Raw genomic sequence first — 18,007 nt, forward strand, 5'->3', positions numbered from 1 at the left:
CCTTGTCTTGTGCTGGCGCCCCGTGAAGAGGTCCCGAATGCCCGTCCAGCCCCCTATTTTCGACTCCCTGCCGGATAACTGTCTGGGGGTCTTGTATGGGTTGGTGACATCGTTCCCAGGCAAAGGCAAAACGTCGCTGCTCAAACTCCTGCGCACGATGGGCGTGCCTGACTCGCACGGTGAAACGGTCGACAACGAGACGCTGACCGAGATGCTCGAGTGGTTGAAGCAGGCGGATTGGGTGGTGCTTGAAAAGCGCCCCGAGGCGCAGTATCTCAGCGTCGCGCCGGCGCGGCGAAATCAGGTCTTGCTGAGTCTGTTGAGATCGTCTGACCGTGAGCAATGGCTGCACGAAATAAAAGATGGGTTGCCCCCCCTCAGCGCGTGGCAGACACCTGCCCGATCACGAATATTGCAAGACCTGTGGCTGTACCTGCTCAGTGACGATACGGGTGCAGTGGCGTACTCGCTGCAACAGGCATCGTACATTTTCATCCACTCGGACTCCCCCGCCTCGCATCCCATGCAGCAACTGCAAAGTGACCACGAGGGCCGGGAGTTTCTCGCAGCGCTTAATGACGAACTGCGAGTGCTATTGGTAGAGGACCACCTGAACCTGGTCAATACCCTGCTGGGGCCTGCCACCCACAGTTACGAACTGGCATTGCGCGAGATGCAGCGCCAGCCGAGCCGTGCACTGGCCGTGGAGCTATCGCTTCAAGCGCTGTGGCGCGGTGACTGGGTCACGCTTCAGTATCTGGGTTCAGACGACCTTGAGTTCCTGCAACAGCCCATCCATTTGCTGGTGCGTGGTCAGGTGAACGACACGCTGTTGTTCGTGCGCAAGTGGATGAGCGACATGCGCCGGCTGACCAAGAAGCGCAAGATCGACCTGCCGCCAGTGCTCAACGCGCTTTACTGTCTGGCGCTGATTGCGGAGAACGATCCCAAACAACATGCGCAGTTGAAGCAGGCCATTACGCTGGGCATCAAGGAGGGCTACGGCCCCGCTTACAACCTGCTGCCCCATCTGCTCGAACAATTGCAGGGAGCGAAGTCTTCGCTGTCACCGTCTCATTTGCCCGGCACTGTGAATGGTCTGGATGGCTTGCTGACCGCCCTCACCCTGTACTGGCTGGATGCACCACAGGCGCGCCAGGAAAAATGGCACACCACGCTCGAAGATTACCGCGAACAACTCGACCGCGATGGCTACGCCTGGCTGGCAGCGGAATTCGACGCACTGATTGCCACCCAATTCGGCGTGCCCCGGAAGTTCGCCGACGTGCATCTGAGCGCCGACCTGCAACCGCTGGTCGCACTCTGTCACCGCCAGGAGGCGTGGGAACACGCGCTCAATGCGCTGACGCAACTGCGGCCCGGCAAGGTAGTGGCGGCCCCTGCCGTCGACGAGAAAAACACCCGTCTGGCCTGGCTGATTTCCATCGGCAGATATACGCGAAAGGCCGAACCCCGCGAGCAGAAGCGCAACTCCAAAGGCCAATGGAGCAAAGGGCGGGCAGTAGCGCTCAAACGCCTGGTTGAAGACAGCACGCTCATGGACTTTCTCTGCGAACAGGATCGCCAGACAATCGCCTCCATTGTGGCCAGCCACTATCACTACGGCAGTGTTGATTACGAACTGCCGTTCGGCCTGGCGATGCCGCGACTGGTCGGACATCCGGCGCTGTATTGGGATGACGCGCCGGATGTGCGAATCGATTTGCAGGCGGGTCAGGCATCTTTGAACCTTCAGTCGTCAGCCGGGCAGATTCGTCTGCAACTGGAGCCTGAAGGCGTTCACGGCGCGGATGATGTGTTCGTGCAAAAAGAAACGCCGACCCGCCTGCTGGTTTATTCGATCAGTCGGGAACTGCGCAAAATAGCCAATATTGTCGGTAAGGGCCTGAGCGTCCCTGCATCGGCCAAGGATCAGTTGATCGAAGCGGTGAGCGCCATCGCCCCGCTTCTGCCGATCCACTCGGACATTCCCGAACTCACAGGCCACCTCGACCGAGAGCCTGCGGACACCCGCCTGTATGCTCACCTGCTTCCGCTGGCCGAAGGCGTGCGTCTGCAATTGCTGGTACGTCCGCTGGCCGATGGCAGCTGGTTCCGACCAGGCCAGGGCGCGGAAAACCTGCTCGGCGAGCGCGATGGCAAGCCACTGCAGATCACTCGCGATCTGGACGGCGAACGACACTCGCTGCAGCAAGTGCTGCACAGTTGCCCGGGCCTCGCTTACGCCGAACATGACGGCCACGAATGGCAACTGGACGAACCCCAACACGCCTTGCAATTGCTCAGTGAGCTGCACGCGCTGGACGGTGAACAGCTTCATTGCGTGTGGCCGGAAGGCGAACGCATGCGGATTCAGGGGCGCCGCGGCCTGACGCAGCTCAAACTGGGGCTTCGCCAACAGGGGGACTGGTTCGTCCTGCAAGGCAATCTCACCCTTGATAACGGCAAGGTCCTGGAAATGCGGCAATTGATGGAGCTGCTCAAGGCCAGTCCCGGTCGCTTCCTCAAGCTCAACGAGCGCGACTGGCTGGCGCTCGACGACAACCTGCGCAAACGACTCGATGAGCTGGCGCACCTGGCTGACCGAGTCAACGAGCAGGGGCTGCGCCTGAGCCACCTCACGTCACCGCTGCTGTCGAGCCTTCAGCAGGAGGTCGGCGAATTCGAGGCAGACGCGGGTTGGCAGGCCCACCTTGAAAAGCTGGAATCCCTGCGGACCTACCAGCCCCAGGTTCCACGCGCCCTGCAAGCCGAGCTGCGCGATTACCAGCACGACGGTTTCGTCTGGCTGGCGCGCCTTGCGCAATGGGGTGTCGGCGCCTGCCTGGCGGATGACATGGGCCTGGGCAAGACCGTACAGACGCTGGCCCTGCTGTTGCAGCGCGCCGCTTCTGGCCCGCAACTGGTGGTGGCTCCGACATCGGTCACGCTCAACTGGCAGGCCGAAAGCGCGCGTTTCGCACCGGGGCTCAAGTTGCGGCTTTACCAGCAACAGCGCAGCCTGGAGGACCTCGGTCCGGGCGATCTGGTCGTTGTCAGCTATGGCCTCCTGCAACAGGACACGGCAGCCTTCACCGCCCATCGCTGGACCAGCGTGGTACTGGACGAAGCCCAGGCGATCAAGAACGCCCAGACCAAACGTTCGCAAACGGTCATGGCACTGGAGGCGGATTTCCGCATGGTCGCCACGGGCACGCCACTGGAGAACCACTTGGGTGAGTTGTGGAACCTGTTCCGCTTCATCAATCCCGGCCTGCTCGGCAGTCAGGACAGCTTCGCCAACCGCTTCGCGACGCCCATCGAGCAAGGTGACGTGCCAGCACGACGGGCACTCAAGGCGCTGATCCAGCCGTTCATCCTTCGCCGCCTGAAAAGCCAGGTACTGGAAGAGCTGCCGGCGCGGACCGAGATCACCTACAAGATCCCGTTGTCGGCCGAGGAAGCCCACCAGTACGAAGCCCTGCGTCAGCAGGCCGTCGACAACCTTTCCCGCGTCGATCCACAGGCGGTCAAATCCATGCAGGTGCTGGCGGAGATTACGCGGTTGCGACGCTTCTGCTGTCACCCCTCGTTGGTCCTGCCGGGATCGACGCTACAAAGCAGCAAGTTGCAGGCGTTCACCGAAATCGTTGGCGAATTGCTGGAGAACCGTCACAAGGCGTTGGTGTTCAGCCAGTTCGTCGACCACTTGAGCATCGTGCGCGCATGGCTCGATCAGCAGGGCATCGCCTATCAGTACCTTGACGGCTCGACACCACCCAAGGAGCGGCAAAAGCGGGTGGAGGCCTTCCAGGCCGGCGTCGGCGATATATTCCTGATCAGCCTCAAGGCTGGCGGCAGCGGCCTCAATCTGACCGCAGCGGACTATGTGATCCACCTCGACCCTTGGTGGAACCCGGCCGTGGAAGACCAGGCGAGCGACCGTGCTCACCGCATGGGCCAGCAACGACCCGTGACCATCTATCGGTTGGTGACGGAAAACAGCATCGAAGAACAGATCGTCGCGCTGCATGGGCGCAAGCGCGACCTGGCTGACAGCCTGCTGGACGGCGGAGAGATCAGCGCGAAGCTGGATGCTGATGCGCTGTTGAAGCTGCTCAAGGGATAGTTGAAGTTGCTCAGGGGGTAGTTGAAGCTGCTCATGGGATAACAGGTGGGCCCGATTCTGTGGCAGTACGGCTTGCCGTGCTGCTACTGGGCAATTTGGTGCACGTAACGCTTGACGCCCACAGCGCCAATAAAACGCGCACAAACAAAAACGCCGCTCTGGTGAGCGGCGTTTTCGTAAATTTGGAGCGGGAAACGAGACTCGAACTCGCGACCCCGACCTTGGCAAGGTCGTGCTCTACCAACTGAGCTATTCCCGCAATATGGCGTCCCCTAGGGGACTCGAACCCCTGTTACCGCCGTGAAAGGGCGGTGTCCTAGGCCACTAGACGAAGGGGACACTGCCTGAAACACCATGGTGTTGTGTTTCAGTTCCAGAAACACATCCGAAGATGCTTCCTGGTTTCACTCAGCCTCGCTTCAGGTTGAACCCGGAGCGAAACTGCTTAAAATTGGAGCGGGAAACGAGACTCGAACTCGCGACCCCGACCTTGGCAAGGTCGTGCTCTACCAACTGAGCTATTCCCGCATTGGCGTCCCCTAGGGGACTCGAACCCCTGTTACCGCCGTGAAAGGGCGGTGTCCTAGGCCACTAGACGAAGGGGACACGCTACAACATTCACTCCCTGCTGCGCTTCGCTGTGTGCTTTACGCTGCAAGTGGCGCGCATTCTATGGATGGTTGGAGAGGTCGTCAACCCCCCAATGAAAATTTATTCAAATCAATGACTTCGCCCTCTATTTAGGTAATGAACGGCCGATACAGAGTTGTGAGAGGACATAGCTATTAAAGGACGTGCCGACCACTACCCTTCCCGTGCTAGTGCTTAGCCACTACACTCGGCGCAAAATTAACCTGATTGAGGCTCGTGCGGTGACACCACTCTTTATCACCCTGTTGGTAGTAGCAGGCATCGTACTCCTGATTGCTGTTGGCTATTTGAACCATGTCGCCGAAGCCAAGAAGGTCGAGCGCGCCCGCACGCTGGTTGAACTCAATGATCGCCTTCGCCGCTGCAGCGAGCTGTCCGAGACCTTCCCCGGTCAATTGATGAGCCCGGCGCTCAAGCTTCTATTGGTGCGTCTGGAGCTGAACGTGATCAAGCGCCTGATCGCACTGGAAAGAAGAAACAACCCCGGCATTCAAGAGCGTGAGACCGAACTGGAAGCGCTGCTGGCTCAGGGCGATAACATCAAGGTCAGCAACCCGGTCAGCCCGATTCAGACCGAAGCCAAGGCCAAGGACGTGCGCTTTCTGCTGGAAGCCATGCACGGTCAGGTCACTCGCGCCGCCCACGACGGCGCCTTGCAGACCGCCGAAGCCAAGCACTGGATTCGCGAAATCCGCAACATGCTGGTGCTGCTGCACATCGAGTTCTTCAATAACCTGGGGCAGCAAGCGTTGAACCAGGAGCAGCCGGGTCAGGCGCGCCTCGCCTTTGAACGCGGCGTGCAATATCTGAAGAATCAGGCGGAACCTGCGCCGTGGAAAACGCACTTGCAGGCGATGGAGCGTCAGCTGGCGCGGGCCAACGCCATGGTGCTCGACACCATCGCGCCAACCGAAGACGACCATAACGAACTGACCGAAGGCCTGAAGGCCGACGACGCCGATGCCGAATGGAAGAAGAAAGCCATCTACGATTGATGGCTTGCCCCATCGACAATGTAAATGGCGCTTATGAATAGCGCTCCGTAGCCACCCGGCCGGGAGGTGTTCCGTTTGCCGGTGGTAGCGCGATCCAGATGACGCCACCGCCGGCAAGCCGTGCTGCTACAGGTATCACTTATCAGCGCCTCAACTCAGCAATCAGTGGCCTTGAGAAAGATCGCCGCCAGTTGCTCGACTCCCGCCTGATCCGCTTCGCTGAAACGCGCCAGACTCGGACTGTCCAGGTCCAGAACGCCAATCAGACGCCCTTCCTTGACCAACGGCACGACCAGTTCGCTGTTCGACGCGCTGTCGCAGGCGATGTGCCCCGGGAACTCATGCACATCCAGCACGCGCTGGGTCTCGCGGCGCTGTGCCGCAGTCCCGCAAACGCCCTTGCCGAACGGAATTCGCACGCAGGCAATCTGCCCCTGGAACGGACCAAGGACCAGCTCTTCGTTACGATTGAGGTAGAAGCCAGCCCAGTTCAAATCATCGAGCTGGGTATAAAGGAACGCGGAAAACTGCGCGGCGTTGGCGATGAAGTCGCGCTCATCCGCCAACAACGACTCCAGTTGCGCGGCCAACAGGCGGTAGCCGTCGAGCCCCTCGCCTGCTGCATTCAAATCGATCATGGGTGTTGCTCCAGCATTTTCAAACCAACCCAGTAACGGGCGAACTGATAGGCGCAGCGGCCGTTGCGGTTGCCGCGACCTGTTGCCCAGCGCACGGCCAGAATGTCGAGTTCCTGATTGCGCTGCCATTGCAGCCCGGCCTTGGTCGCCAGTTCGCCAACCCAGTGCTCCACCACGTCCAGGAAGTGCTCCTGTGTGAATGGATAGAAGGACAGCCACAGGCCAAAGCGGTCGGACAAGGCAATCTTGTCTTCCACGGCCTCGCTCGGGTGAATCTCGCCGTCGTCGCCGCGCTGCCAGTGAGCGTTGTCGCTCTCTTTTTCAGGCACCAGATGACGGCGGTTGGAGGTGGCGTACAGCAGCACGTTGTCCGGAGCCTGCTCCAGCGAGCCATCGAGCACGCTCTTGAGCACGCGGTAGTCGCCCTCGCCCGACTCAAACGACAGGTCGTCACAGAACAGCACGAAACGTTGCGGCAGCTTCTGCAGCTGTTCAACGACACGCGGCAGATCGCCCAGATGGTCGCGCTCGATCTCGATCAGGCGCAGACCGGCCTTGGCGTGCTCGGCCAGCAGTGCGCGGACCAGCGATGACTTGCCGGTGCCGCGCGAGCCCCAGAGCAACGCGTGGTTGGCGGGCAAGCCGTCGATGAACTGCTGCGTGTTGCGCCCCAGTTGCTCGCGCTGATGGTCGACACCGATCAGGTCCGACAGGCGCATGTCCAGGGTCACTTCCAGCGGCATCAGGTAGCCGACGCGCCCTTCACGTACCCAGCGCGCAGCGAGGGATTTGTCCCAGTCCACCGGCTCGCGAATAGCCGGCAACAAAGGCTCCAGTCGCGCCAGAACCGATTCGGCGCGCTCCAGAAATGCGTTCAACCGAGAATCCACAATGTCTCCTTGATTTAACAGGTTAAAGCCGGTGTGCGATCAGCTATGCTTGGGCCGCGACGGACACGAGACGTGCAAGTCCCTCATGGATCAAGCGCCCTTATGGATATACCGATCACTCACCGACTGTCGTTCAAACAGGCCCGTTTGACCGTTCTGATCGGCTTCCTTTTGGGGACGCTGCTCAGCCTTGTTCAAATTGCAATCGATTATGCCAGCGAAGACGCATCCATCGATCGTGAAATTCGCTCTTTGCTGCAAATCAGTCACAACCCCGCTTCACGCATTGCCTACAACATCGATTCCGAACTGGCTCAGGAACTGACCTCGGGCCTGCTTCATTCACCCGCCGTCATCAGCGCGCGCCTGACCGACAACAACAATGTCCTGCTGGCCGCCGTGTCGCGCCCCGTAGTGGAAAGCCGCTACCGGATGCTCAGCGACTTCCTGTTTGGCAAAAGCCGGCAGTTCGAAGACGTGCTGCATCTGGACCACATGCCCAATGAAGCCATTGGCACCCTGCATCTGGACGTCGACACCTTTGCCTTCGGCAGCCATTTTTTGCAACGGGCCGAAATCACCCTGCTCAATGGCTTCGTCCGCAGCCTGGTGCTGGCGGGCATTCTCATGGCCTTGTTCTACCTGACCCTGACCAAACCGTTGACCGGGATCATCCGTGCGCTCGCCAGTCGCGACTCGCGCAGCCCAAGCCAGATCGCATTGCCCTGCCCTCCCGGCCACGAAAACGATGAAATCGGCGTATTGGTACAGGTCGCCAATCAACAGTTCGAGAACGTCGCGTCCGAATTCCGCCGCCGTCGCGACGCGGAAAACCGGCTCACCGATCATTTGAATGAACTGGAAGACATCGTCTCGGCTCGAACCGTTGAACTCAAAGCCAGCAACGCACGCCTGAGCCAGTCAAACGAAGAATTGCAGATCGCCCGCAGCACGGCGCTGGACATGGCCCACGCCCGCTCGGCATTTCTGGCGCACATGAGTCACGAGATCCGCACGCCGCTCAACGGCCTGCTGGGCATGCTCGCGCTTTCGCTGGATGGCCCACTGAGCGCCGAACAACGCCAGCAACTGTCGATCGCCCACGACTCGGGCAAGGTGTTGGTGGAGCTGCTCAACGACATTCTCGACCTGTCGAAATTCGACGCCGGTCAGCTTGAACTCGAACGCATCCCGTTCGACCTTGCCACGCTGATCGAAGACACCGCCAACCTGCTGTCGCAGAACGCTGCATCGAGCGTGGAGCTGACGTGCCTGATCGACCCGCGCTTTCCAGCGCTGGTGCTGGGCGATCCGACGCGAGTGCGGCAGATCGTCAGCAATCTGTTGTCCAACGCTCTCAAGTTCACCCGCGTCGGGCGCGTTGACATTCGCCTGAGGGAGTATCAGGACAAGGTCCGCATTGAGGTCTGCGACACCGGCATCGGTATCGCGCAGGACGCCCAGGCGAAAATCTTCCAGCCATTCACTCAGGCGGAAGCGGCAATCACGCGACAGTACGGCGGCACAGGTCTGGGTCTGACCCTGACACACAATCTGTGCGAGGCCATGAATGGTCAGTTGCATATCGAATCCACTGCCGGGGTCGGCAGCCGTTTCTATGCCGATCTGCCGCTGCCCGCCCACACGCCCGCGCCTGTATGGCCGCCCCTGAAAGGCCGGGTCGTGGTGGTCAGTACGGCGGGCAGCGGGCTGGTGGAGTTGTTGAGCGGGTTACTCCCGGACTGGGGCATCGACTACCGGCACTTCTCGGCCAACGATCCGCAGCCGGATGTACAGCCAGACCTGTTGATCACCGACTGCCCCGAATGCCTGATCGGCATCCGCCCGGCGACGCGGATTCCCGTTTTGCTGGTAACGGCCTACGGCAACTTCATGCCCGCAGAACAAGTCGTCGCCCTCGCGCCGCTGCAGCAACACGCCCGCCCTTTGTCACGCGTCGTTTTGCATCAGGCGCTGAGCCGCATTCTCCTCAGTGAAGGGCAGCGGCCAGGCGTTCGCCAGACTGTTGAGCAGCCTCTGGCCCATCGTGCGCGTATTCTTCTGGTGGAAGACAATCCGGTGAACCAACTGGTGGCCAAGGGCATGCTCAGCAAGCTGGGTTGCGAGGTGGTGGTCACCAGCCACGGTGGCGAAGCGTTGCAACAGCTTGAGCGCGGGCAGTTCGATCTGGTGTTGATGGACTGCAACATGCCAGTGATGGACGGCTATGAAGCCACCCGGCTGATCCGCCAGAGCGGCAAATGGCCCGGCCTGCCGATCATCGCCTTGACTGCCAACGCGATGCCGGAAGAGCGCGAACACTGCAAGAACGCAGGCATGAACGACTATCTGGCGAAGCCGTTTCATCGGGAGGAATTGAATTACCTGCTGGAACAGTGGATTGCGGTAGTGCAGGTAAATGAGTGATGACCATGTAGCAGCACGGCTTTGCTGCGGTAGCGACTCTGAGAACGCCACCGCCGGCAAGCCGGACTGCTACGGATGGCTTGCCGTCATTTCAACAACGCTTCGATATCGGACTTCAGTTCTTCCGGCTTGGTCAGCGGGGCATAACGCTTGATCAGTGTGCCGTCCCTGCCGATCAGGAATTTGGTGAAATTCCACTTGATGCCTTCGGAGCCGAGAAGGCCCGGTGCGCGTTTCTTCAGCTGTACGAACAACGGATGGGCGTCGCTGCCGTTGACGTCGATCTTCTTGAACAACGGAAAGCTCACGCCATAGTTCAGCTCACAGAACTCGGAGATCGCGCCTTCATTGCCCGGCTCCTGCTTGCCAAACTGGTTACATGGAAAACCCAGCACCACCAGACCGCGATCCTTGTAGCTCTGCCATAGTTCTTCGAGGCCCTTGTACTGAGGCGTGAAGCCGCACTTGCTCGCCGTGTTCACCACCAGCACCGCCTTGCCGGCGTAATCGGCCAGGGTTTTCTGCTCGCCTTTGATGGTCTGCACCGGAATGTTCAGCAAATTGTCGCTCATGGCGATGCCTCGAAAAGGGTCGAACCGCCAAATTAGCGCGCCATTGGTTGGCGCGCCATTCAATTCTTGGCGGTGATGTCGCCGTATCAGCCCGCGCAGGACATTCAGGCCTCGCGCGGCACCAGGTCCAGGCACACCGAATTGATGCAATACCGCAGGCCGGTTGGCGGCGGGCCGTCCGGAAACACATGGCCCAAGTGAGCATCGCATTTGGAGCAGACCACTTCGGTACGAATCATGCCGTGGCTCACATCGCGCACCTCCACAACCGCACTGCCTTCCAGCGGCGCATAGAAGCTCGGCCAGCCGCAGCCCGAGTCGAACTTGGTGGTGGAGTCGAACAGCGGCTCATTGCAGCACACGCAATGGTAGACGCCGTCGGTCTTGGTGCTGTTGTACTTGCCGGTGAAAGGACGCTCGGTGGCTTTCAGGCGACAGACGTTGTACTGCTCCGGATCGAGCATCTGTTTCCATTCTTCGAGGGTTTTTTCCAGCTTTTCCACGGGTACACCTCCACAACTGAAAAAGCCCGATCTGTGTCTTTTCCACGGATCGGGTGGCACGTATGATTGCGCCTTCGTTAGACGCCAGTCTGTCACCCGCGTTTCTTGCGTACAAATTCATTTTGATGGCGCTCAGCGGTCCTCGTTCTTCGTCTACAGCGGACCGTCCATTTTCGGGATCAATCACCATGCAGTTCAGCAAATCGAACAAGCTCGCCAACGTCTGCTACGACATTCGCGGGCCAGTGCTCAAGCACGCCAAGCGCCTGGAAGAGGAAGGCCATCGCATCCTCAAGCTGAACATCGGCAACCCGGCGCCGTTTGGTTTCGAGGCGCCGGACGAGATCCTGCAGGACGTGATCCGCAACCTGCCGACCGCCCAAGGCTACAGCGACTCAAAAGGCCTGTTCAGCGCGCGCAAGGCGGTGATGCAGTACTACCAGCAGAAGCAGGTCGAAGGTGTCGGCATCGAAGACATCTACCTGGGCAACGGCGTGTCCGAGCTGATCGTGATGTCGATGCAGGCGTTGCTCAACAACGGCGATGAAGTGCTGGTCCCGGCGCCGGACTATCCGCTGTGGACCGCTGCCGTGGCGCTGTCCGGCGGCAACCCGGTGCATTACCTGTGCGACGAGCAGGCCAACTGGTGGCCTGATCTGGACGACATCAAGGCCAAGATCACGCCGAACACCAAGGCCATGGTGATCATCAACCCGAACAACCCCACTGGCGCCGTGTACTCGAAAGAAGTGCTGCTGGGCATGCTGGAAATCGCTCGCCAGCACAACCTCGTGGTGTTCTCCGACGAAATCTACGACAAGATCCTGTACGACGACGCCGTGCACATCTGCACCGCTTCGCTGGCGCCGGACCTGCTGTGCCTGACCTTCAATGGCCTGTCCAAGTCCTACCGCGTGGCGGGTTTCCGTTCCGGCTGGATCGCCATCTCCGGCCCGAAACACAACGCTCAGAGCTACATCGAGGGCATCGACATCCTCGCCAACATGCGTCTGTGTGCCAACGTGCCGAGCCAGCACGCGATCCAGACAGCGCTGGGCGGCTATCAGAGCATCAATGACCTGATCCTGCCGCCAGGCCGTCTGCTGGAACAGCGCAACCGCACCTGGGAATTGCTCAACGATATTCCGGGCGTCAGCTGCGTGAAGCCAATGGGCGCGCTGTACGCGTTCCCGCGGATCGACCCGAAAGTCTGCCCGATCCACAACGACGAGAAATTCGCGCTGGACCTGCTGCTCTCGGAAAAACTGCTGATCGTTCAGGGTACGGCGTTCAACTGGCCATGGCCGGATCACTTCCGCGTGGTCACGTTGCCACGGGTGGACGACCTGGAAGCGGCCATTGGCCGGATCGGTAACTTCCTGAAGTCGTACCGCCAATAATGCTGGCCGTGTAGCGGCACGGCTTGCCGGCGGGGGCGTTCTCGAAAACGTCACCGCCAGCAAGCCCGGCTGCTAAACGCGCCGTTTTCCGTGCTCTCCCTTGCAATCGCTCTACCCCCACCCTTTCGCCAATGGTCCATAATTGCCTTGGCGGCGCAAAACGACACAGTTTGAAATAGTCGCCCGGTTGAATAGCCACCAACATCACCTTATATACCCCGCAACACGTTACACATTCTTCACGAGGAGAAATTCCAGATCATGATGCGCATCTTGCTGTTTTTGGCCACTAACCTTGCGGTCGTGCTGATTGCCAGCATTACCCTGAGCCTTTTTGGCTTCAATGGGTTCATGGCGGCCAACGGGGTTGATCTCAACCTCAATCAGCTGCTGATCTTCTGCGCCGTATTCGGTTTTGCCGGCTCGCTGTTCTCGCTGTTCATCTCCAAATGGATGGCGAAGATGAGCACGGGGACCCAAATCATTACCCAGCCTCGCACCCGCCACGAACAATGGCTGCTGCAAACCGTAGAACAGCTGTCCCGCGACGCTGGCATCAAGATGCCGGAAGTCGGGATTTTCCCGGCATACGAAGCCAACGCCTTCGCTACCGGCTGGAACAAGAACGATGCGCTGGTCGCGGTCAGCCAAGGCTTGCTGGAGCGTTTTTCGCCTGATGAGGTGAAAGCGGTGCTGGCCCACGAAATCGGCCACGTTTCCAACGGCGACATGGTCACCCTGGCGCTGGTTCAGGGCGTGGTGAACACCTTCGTGATGTTCTTCGCCCGCATCATCGGCAACTTCGTCGACAAGGTGATCTTCAAGAACGAGGAAGGCCGTGGCATCGCGTTCTACATCGCGACCATCTTCGCTGAAATCGTGCTGGGCTTCCTGGCCAGCGCCATCGTCATGTGGTTCTCGCGCAAGCGTGAATACCGCGCCGACGATGCCGGTGCCCGCCTGGCAGGTACAGGGGCAATGATCAGTGCCTTGCAGCGTTTGCGCTCCGAACAGGGCGTTCCGGTGCAGATGCCTGAGAGCATGACCGCTTTCGGCATCAACGGTGGCCTGAAACACGGTCTGGCGGGCTTGTTCATGAGCCACCCGGCACTGGAAGACCGTATCGAGGCTTTGCGCCGCCGCGGTTGATCAGGCAGCAGTAATGAAAAAGGGCGACTGAGTCGCCCTTTTTTTTCGACTGGATTAACGCCGAAACATCCGATATGCCGTCTCGATCAAACGGCTCGCACCCGCATCCAGAAACTTGCGGCTCTTGTGTAACACGTCCTCATCGGCGATCAGCTTTACGCGCCACTCAGGTGAAAGCAGTTGCATGACCTCCTCCTCAGGCACCGAAAATGGCGGCCCGGCGATTTCCGACTGTTCGTAATCCAGTGAAATCAGGAGCCCTCGGCAGTCGGCCGGGAGGATTCGGTTGAGGCACTCGACATAACGCCAGCGCATCTCGGCCGGCAATGCGATCAGGGCCGCGCGGTCGTACAGAGCCGAGCAATTGCCGATGTCCTTGGCTTTGAGCGCGAAGAAGTCGCCGCACCAGATCTCGCACGCCTCAACGCTGTAGACCTTGAAGTGCCCCCGCACTTCGACTCTGGGCTCCACGCCTCCCTCGCTGAAGAAGTCTTGAACGGCTTTTTCCGACAGCTCGACGCCGACCACATGCAAGCCCTGCTGGTTGAGCCAGCGCATGTCGATGGTCTTGCCGCAAAGAGGCACCAGTACTCTTTCGCCTGGCTTGAGGTTCAGCTCAGGCCAGAACTTCTGCAGGTAGGGATTCACCTCGGACTGATTGAAGCCAATCTGATTGATCGCCCAGCGCTCATGCCAAAACTGCGGCTCCATAAATGCTCCTGATAATTCGATCAAACGGCACTAAAACTTATATTAGATTTAGATCAATGATCTGCCTGATCATGCTGCGTATCTTATACGCTCAGGACGCCCGACATGTTCCCCAGCCTGTTCATTTCTCACGGCTCACCAATGCTCGCGCTGGAACCCGGCGAGAGCGGCCCGGCGTTACAGCGTCTGGCCGCAGAGTTGCCGCGACCAAAGGCGATCGTCATCGTCTCGGCACATTGGGAGAGCAACGAACTATTGGTCAATGGCAATCCACAACCAGAGACCTGGCACGACTTCGGCGGCTTCCCGGCTGCGTTGTTTGCGGTGCAATACCCTGCGCCCGGCCTTCCGGAAATGACTCGCCACGTCACGGAGCTGCTGGCGGCCGCCGACTTGCCAGCGCGCATCGACAGCCGTCGGCCCTTTGACCATGGCGTCTGGGTACCCCTGTCTTTGATGTATCCGCAGGCCGACATTCCGGTGGTTCAGGTTTCCCTGCCGACACGCATGGGCCCCGCCCTGCAGACTCGCGTCGGTCAGGCGCTGAGCCGCCTGCGTGAGGAAGACGTGCTGGTGATCGGCTCCGGCAGCATCACCCATAACCTGCGCGAACTGGACTGGCACGCAGGACCGGAGAGTATTGAGCCTTGGGCACTGTCCTTCCGCGACTGGATGGTCGAGAAGCTGGCAGCCAACGACGAAGAGGCCCTCCATGATTACCGACGTCAGGCGCCGAATGCCGTGCGCAACCACCCTTCTGACGAGCACCTGCTTCCGCTGTATTTCGCCCGGGGTGCGGGCGGTGATTTCGGCATCGCCCACCAAGGTTTCACCATGGGTGCGTTGGGGATGGATATTTACCGCTTCGGCTGATTCAGCTTTGCCACTTCCCCGTAGCAACACGGCTTGCCGACGGTAGCGATTTCAAGAACGCCTCCGCCGGCAAGCCGGAGTGCCACAGGGACCGCGCCATCCCATCAAATCTCAGGCAAAAAAAATCCCCGAACCAGTCGGGGATTTTTTTTGTTCAGACAATCAGCTCAATGCCAATCAGTCTTCGCGATAGCGACGCAGCTTCAGCTGCTTGCCCGCAACGCGGGTGTCTTTCAGCTTAGCCAGCAGACGCTCGAGGCCGTCTTCCGGCAGCTCGACGAGGCTGAAGCTGTCACGCACCTGGATGCGACCGATCGCTTCGCGAGCCAGACCGCCTTCGTTGAGAATGGCGCCCAGCAGGTTCTTGGCAGCGATACCGTCACGCGCACCCAGCGCGGTACGGCAACGAGCACGACCTTCAGCCAGAGGCATCGGAGCGCGACGCTCGCGGTCGCCACGATCAGGACGGTCACTCGACGAACGATCAGGACGATCGCCACGCGGAGCATTGTTCGGAACCAGTGGACGCTCTTTCTCGATGGCAGCCAGAGTCAGAGCCTGACCGTTGGTGGCCTTGCGCAGCAGAGCAGCGGCCAGTGCACGCGGGGTGCAACCGATGTCGGCAGTCAGACGGTCCAGCAGTTCGCCGTGGCTGGCTTCAGCATCGGCAACCAGCGGCGCGAGGCTGTTGGTCAGTTTCTTGATGCGGGCATCGAGAACGGCTTGCGAGTCCGGCAGGCGAACTTCAGCGACTTTCTGACCGGTCACACGCTCGATCACTTGCAGCATGCGGCGCTCACGTGGAGTCACCAGCAGCAACGCACGACCTTCGCGACCGGCACGGCCGGTACGGCCGATACGGTGAACGTAGGACTCTGGATCGTAAGGCATGTCGACGTTGAAAACGTGAGTGATGCGCGGAACGTCCAGACCACGGGCAGCAACGTCGGTCGCGACAACGATGTCGAGACGGCCATCCTTGAGCGAGTCGATCACGCGTTCACGCTGGTTCTGGGCGATGTCGCCGTTCAGCGCAGCAGCCTTGTAGCCTTTGGCTTCCAGAGCGCTTGCCAGATCCAGGGTTGCCTGCTTGGTACGTACGAACATGATCAGGGCGTCGAAATCTTCGACTTCCAGCAGGCTCAGAACGGCAGAGGTCTTCTGATCAGCGTGAACCAACAGGTGAGCCTGTTCGATCGCGGTAACGGTCTGAGTCTTGGTCTGGATCTTCACGTGCTGCGGATCACGCAGGTGACGTTCGGCAATGGCGCGGATCGACTGCGGCAGGGTTGCCGAGAACAATACGGTCTGACGGGTTGCAGGCATGGCCTTGAAGATGACTTCCAGGTCATCCATGAAGCCCAGCTTGAGCATTTCGTCAGCTTCGTCGAGAACCAGGTGGTTCACGGTCGCCAGGACTTTCTCGTCGCGACGCAAGTGGTCGCACAGACGGCCCGGGGTCGCCACGACGATTTGTGCGCCATTACGGATGGCTTTCAGCTGTGGGCCCATCGGTGCACCGCCGTAGACGGCCACAACGGTCACGCCAGGCATTTGCTTGGAGTAGGTTTCGAAAGCGGTTGCTACTTGCAGCGCCAACTCACGGGTGGGCGCCAGGATCAGGGCTTGCGGCTCGCGCTTGGCAGGATCGATGCGATGCAGGATAGGCAGGGCGAACGCGGCGGTTTTACCGGTGCCGGTCTGCGCCTGGCCAATCATGTCGTGGCCGGCCATGATGATCGGGATCGATTGCTGCTGAATAGCCGAAGGCTCTTCGTAGCCAGTAGCGATAATGGCTGCAAGAATATTCGGATTGAGATTAAAAGCGGCGAAGCCGCCGGTTTCCTGGGTCATGGGTCTGCCTCTGAGTGCATCCGCAAAGACCCATGCTTCAAAGCTGCGCGTGCCGTGTAAGACCCTAGAGTCGCCCTGGCTGCTTTGTCGGCGGGGATTTGCGAAAACGTATTGATGAATGGATCGTCAAGGATAGTTCGTAACCGAACCGGCCTGCAGAGAAAGGCTCTGCATACCCATACCGTGACGAGGGCCCTATGAAAGGCCGGCGCGCACTATACCGGAATTGCCAAAAAATGTGAGGATTTTTTTCAGTTAAAGAAGACCTTGCGTCCAACTGTCACAGGCTTTGCGCAAACCTGTGTCAGTGTCTATTTTTCTAAAGCCCGGTATTACTGGCGGCGGGGGCTTAAACGATTCACCTCATCAGTCAGGCAGCCCACCCTCCACTCCTCCTCAGCACGCAGGAATATCGACATGACCTCTTCGATCAAAGGCCACGTCAGCCGGGAACAGCGCGGTTCCATCATGCTCATCGGGCTGGATCGCGTGGCCAAGCGCAATGCCTTCGACATGGAAATGCTCAACCAGCTCAGCCTGGCCTACGGCGAGTTCGAGCGTAACGAACAGGCCCGGGTCGCGGTGGTGTTCGCCCATGGCGAGCATTTCACCGCAGGGCTGGATCTGGCCGAGACCGGCGACACACTGGTCAACGGCTGGCAACTGCCGGAAGGCGGCTACGATCCCTGGGGCGTTTTCGCAGGCCCCAGAGTCAGCAAACCAGTCATCGTTGCGGCGCAGGGTTACTGCCTGACACTGGGCATCGAGCTGATGCTGGCCGCCGACATCAACCTGTGCGCCAGTAACGCGCGCTTTTCCCAGATCGAAGTGCAGCGAGGTCTGTTCGCCTTTGGCGGCGCGACGCTACGCATGCATCAGATCGCCGGCTGGGGCAATGCCATGCGCTGGCTGCTGACCGGCGACGAGTTCGACGCCCACGAAGCGCTGCGCATGGGGCTGGTGCAGGAGGTCATGGCCCATGAAGATCTGCTGCCGAGCGCGTTGCATCTGGCCGGTCGCATTGCCGATCGCGCCCCGCTCGGCGTCAGGGCCACGCTGGCCTCGGCACGTCAGGCGGTGCGTGACGGTGAAGAGGTTGCCGCAGGTCAACTCGCCGCACAGGTGCGGCAGGTGATGTCCAGCGACGACGCAAAGGAAGGTCTGCGTGCGCTGATCGAACGCAGACAGGGGCATTTCACTGGGCATTGAAGCTGT

At 60.0% G+C, this 18,007-nt stretch carries 13 protein-coding genes and 4 tRNA genes; 7 read left to right on the top strand and 10 right to left on the bottom strand.

Features of this window, described 5'->3' with window-relative positions:
- Positions 1-37: 37 nt before the first annotated feature.
- Positions 38-4,129 (top strand): DEAD/DEAH box helicase, encoded by a 4,092-nt coding sequence (locus tag BWR59_RS20575; RefSeq protein WP_081567482.1) that lies wholly within the window; start codon positions 38-40, stop codon positions 4,127-4,129.
- 183 nt (positions 4,130-4,312) lie between these two features.
- Here BWR59_RS20575 and BWR59_RS20580 read toward each other — a convergent pair.
- The 4 genes from BWR59_RS20580 to BWR59_RS20595 form a co-directional block, all read right to left on the bottom strand.
- Positions 4,313-4,388, bottom strand: a tRNA-Gly gene (locus tag BWR59_RS20580).
- A gap of 4 nt (positions 4,389-4,392) precedes the next feature.
- A tRNA-Glu gene (locus tag BWR59_RS20585) sits at positions 4,393-4,468 on the bottom strand.
- A gap of 113 nt (positions 4,469-4,581) precedes the next feature.
- Positions 4,582-4,657 (bottom strand) — tRNA-Gly (locus BWR59_RS20590).
- A 2-nt stretch (positions 4,658-4,659) separates the two neighbouring features.
- Positions 4,660-4,735 (bottom strand) — tRNA-Glu (locus BWR59_RS20595).
- A gap of 266 nt (positions 4,736-5,001) precedes the next feature.
- On the opposite strand from BWR59_RS20595, the gene BWR59_RS20600 reads away from it, so the two are divergent.
- Entirely contained in the window at positions 5,002-5,775 is a 774-nt protein-coding gene (locus BWR59_RS20600) for a hypothetical protein (protein WP_081567483.1), read from the top strand.
- Positions 5,776-5,930: 155 nt separating this feature from the next.
- Here BWR59_RS20600 and BWR59_RS20605 read toward each other — a convergent pair whose 3' ends face one another.
- On the bottom strand, positions 5,931-6,413 hold the full coding sequence (locus BWR59_RS20605) for a GAF domain-containing protein (RefSeq protein WP_081567484.1): 483 nt from the start codon (positions 6,411-6,413) through the stop codon (positions 5,931-5,933).
- Positions 6,410-7,303 (bottom strand): ATP-binding protein, encoded by an 894-nt coding sequence (locus BWR59_RS20610; protein ID WP_081567485.1) that lies wholly within the window; start codon positions 7,301-7,303, stop codon positions 6,410-6,412. The genes BWR59_RS20605 and BWR59_RS20610 overlap by 4 nt, the downstream gene beginning before the upstream one ends.
- A 102-nt stretch (positions 7,304-7,405) precedes the next feature.
- Between BWR59_RS20610 and BWR59_RS20615 the strand changes: the two genes are divergently transcribed.
- On the top strand, positions 7,406-9,730 hold the full coding sequence (locus tag BWR59_RS20615; protein ID WP_081567486.1) for a response regulator: 2,325 nt from the start codon (positions 7,406-7,408) through the stop codon (positions 9,728-9,730).
- 86 nt (positions 9,731-9,816) lie between these two features.
- Here the strand turns inward: BWR59_RS20615 and BWR59_RS20620 are convergent, their stop codons facing one another.
- Both BWR59_RS20620 and msrB read right to left on the bottom strand, forming a co-directional pair.
- Positions 9,817-10,302 (bottom strand): glutathione peroxidase, encoded by a 486-nt coding sequence (locus BWR59_RS20620; RefSeq protein ID WP_081567487.1) that lies wholly within the window; start codon positions 10,300-10,302, stop codon positions 9,817-9,819.
- A gap of 104 nt (positions 10,303-10,406) precedes the next feature.
- Positions 10,407-10,805, bottom strand: coding sequence for a peptide-methionine (R)-S-oxide reductase MsrB (msrB, locus tag BWR59_RS20625; RefSeq protein WP_081567488.1), 399 nt, complete (start codon positions 10,803-10,805; stop codon positions 10,407-10,409).
- Between the two features lie 188 nt (positions 10,806-10,993).
- On the opposite strand from msrB, the gene BWR59_RS20630 reads away from it, so the two are divergent.
- Together BWR59_RS20630 and htpX are read left to right on the top strand one after the other, a co-directional pair.
- Positions 10,994-12,205, top strand: a complete 1,212-nt coding sequence (locus tag BWR59_RS20630; RefSeq protein WP_081567489.1) for a pyridoxal phosphate-dependent aminotransferase — start codon at positions 10,994-10,996, stop codon at positions 12,203-12,205.
- A gap of 261 nt (positions 12,206-12,466) precedes the next feature.
- A complete protein-coding gene (htpX, locus tag BWR59_RS20635) occupies positions 12,467-13,354 on the top strand; it encodes a protease HtpX (protein WP_081567490.1) in 888 nt (295 codons plus the stop codon).
- 54 nt (positions 13,355-13,408) lie between these two features.
- Here htpX and BWR59_RS20640 read toward each other — a convergent pair whose 3' ends face one another.
- Positions 13,409-14,065 (bottom strand): thiopurine S-methyltransferase, encoded by a 657-nt coding sequence (locus BWR59_RS20640; protein ID WP_081567491.1) that lies wholly within the window; start codon positions 14,063-14,065, stop codon positions 13,409-13,411.
- 105 nt (positions 14,066-14,170) lie between these two features.
- Here BWR59_RS20640 and BWR59_RS20645 point away from each other — a divergent pair, with 105 nt between their 5' ends.
- Entirely contained in the window at positions 14,171-14,938 is a 768-nt protein-coding gene (locus BWR59_RS20645; protein WP_081567492.1) for a class III extradiol ring-cleavage dioxygenase, read from the top strand.
- A gap of 177 nt (positions 14,939-15,115) precedes the next feature.
- Here the strand turns inward: BWR59_RS20645 and BWR59_RS20650 are convergent, their stop codons facing one another.
- Positions 15,116-16,792, bottom strand: a complete 1,677-nt coding sequence (locus BWR59_RS20650; RefSeq protein ID WP_081567493.1) for a DEAD/DEAH box helicase — start codon at positions 16,790-16,792, stop codon at positions 15,116-15,118.
- Between the two features lie 417 nt (positions 16,793-17,209).
- Between BWR59_RS20650 and BWR59_RS20655 the strand changes: the two genes are divergently transcribed.
- Positions 17,210-18,001 (top strand): crotonase/enoyl-CoA hydratase family protein, encoded by a 792-nt coding sequence (locus BWR59_RS20655; RefSeq protein ID WP_081567494.1) that lies wholly within the window; start codon positions 17,210-17,212, stop codon positions 17,999-18,001.
- Positions 18,002-18,007 lie beyond the last annotated feature (6 nt).

Source organism: Pseudomonas sp. Bc-h (genome assembly GCF_002080045.1).
GTDB lineage: Bacteria > Pseudomonadota > Gammaproteobacteria > Pseudomonadales > Pseudomonadaceae > Aquipseudomonas.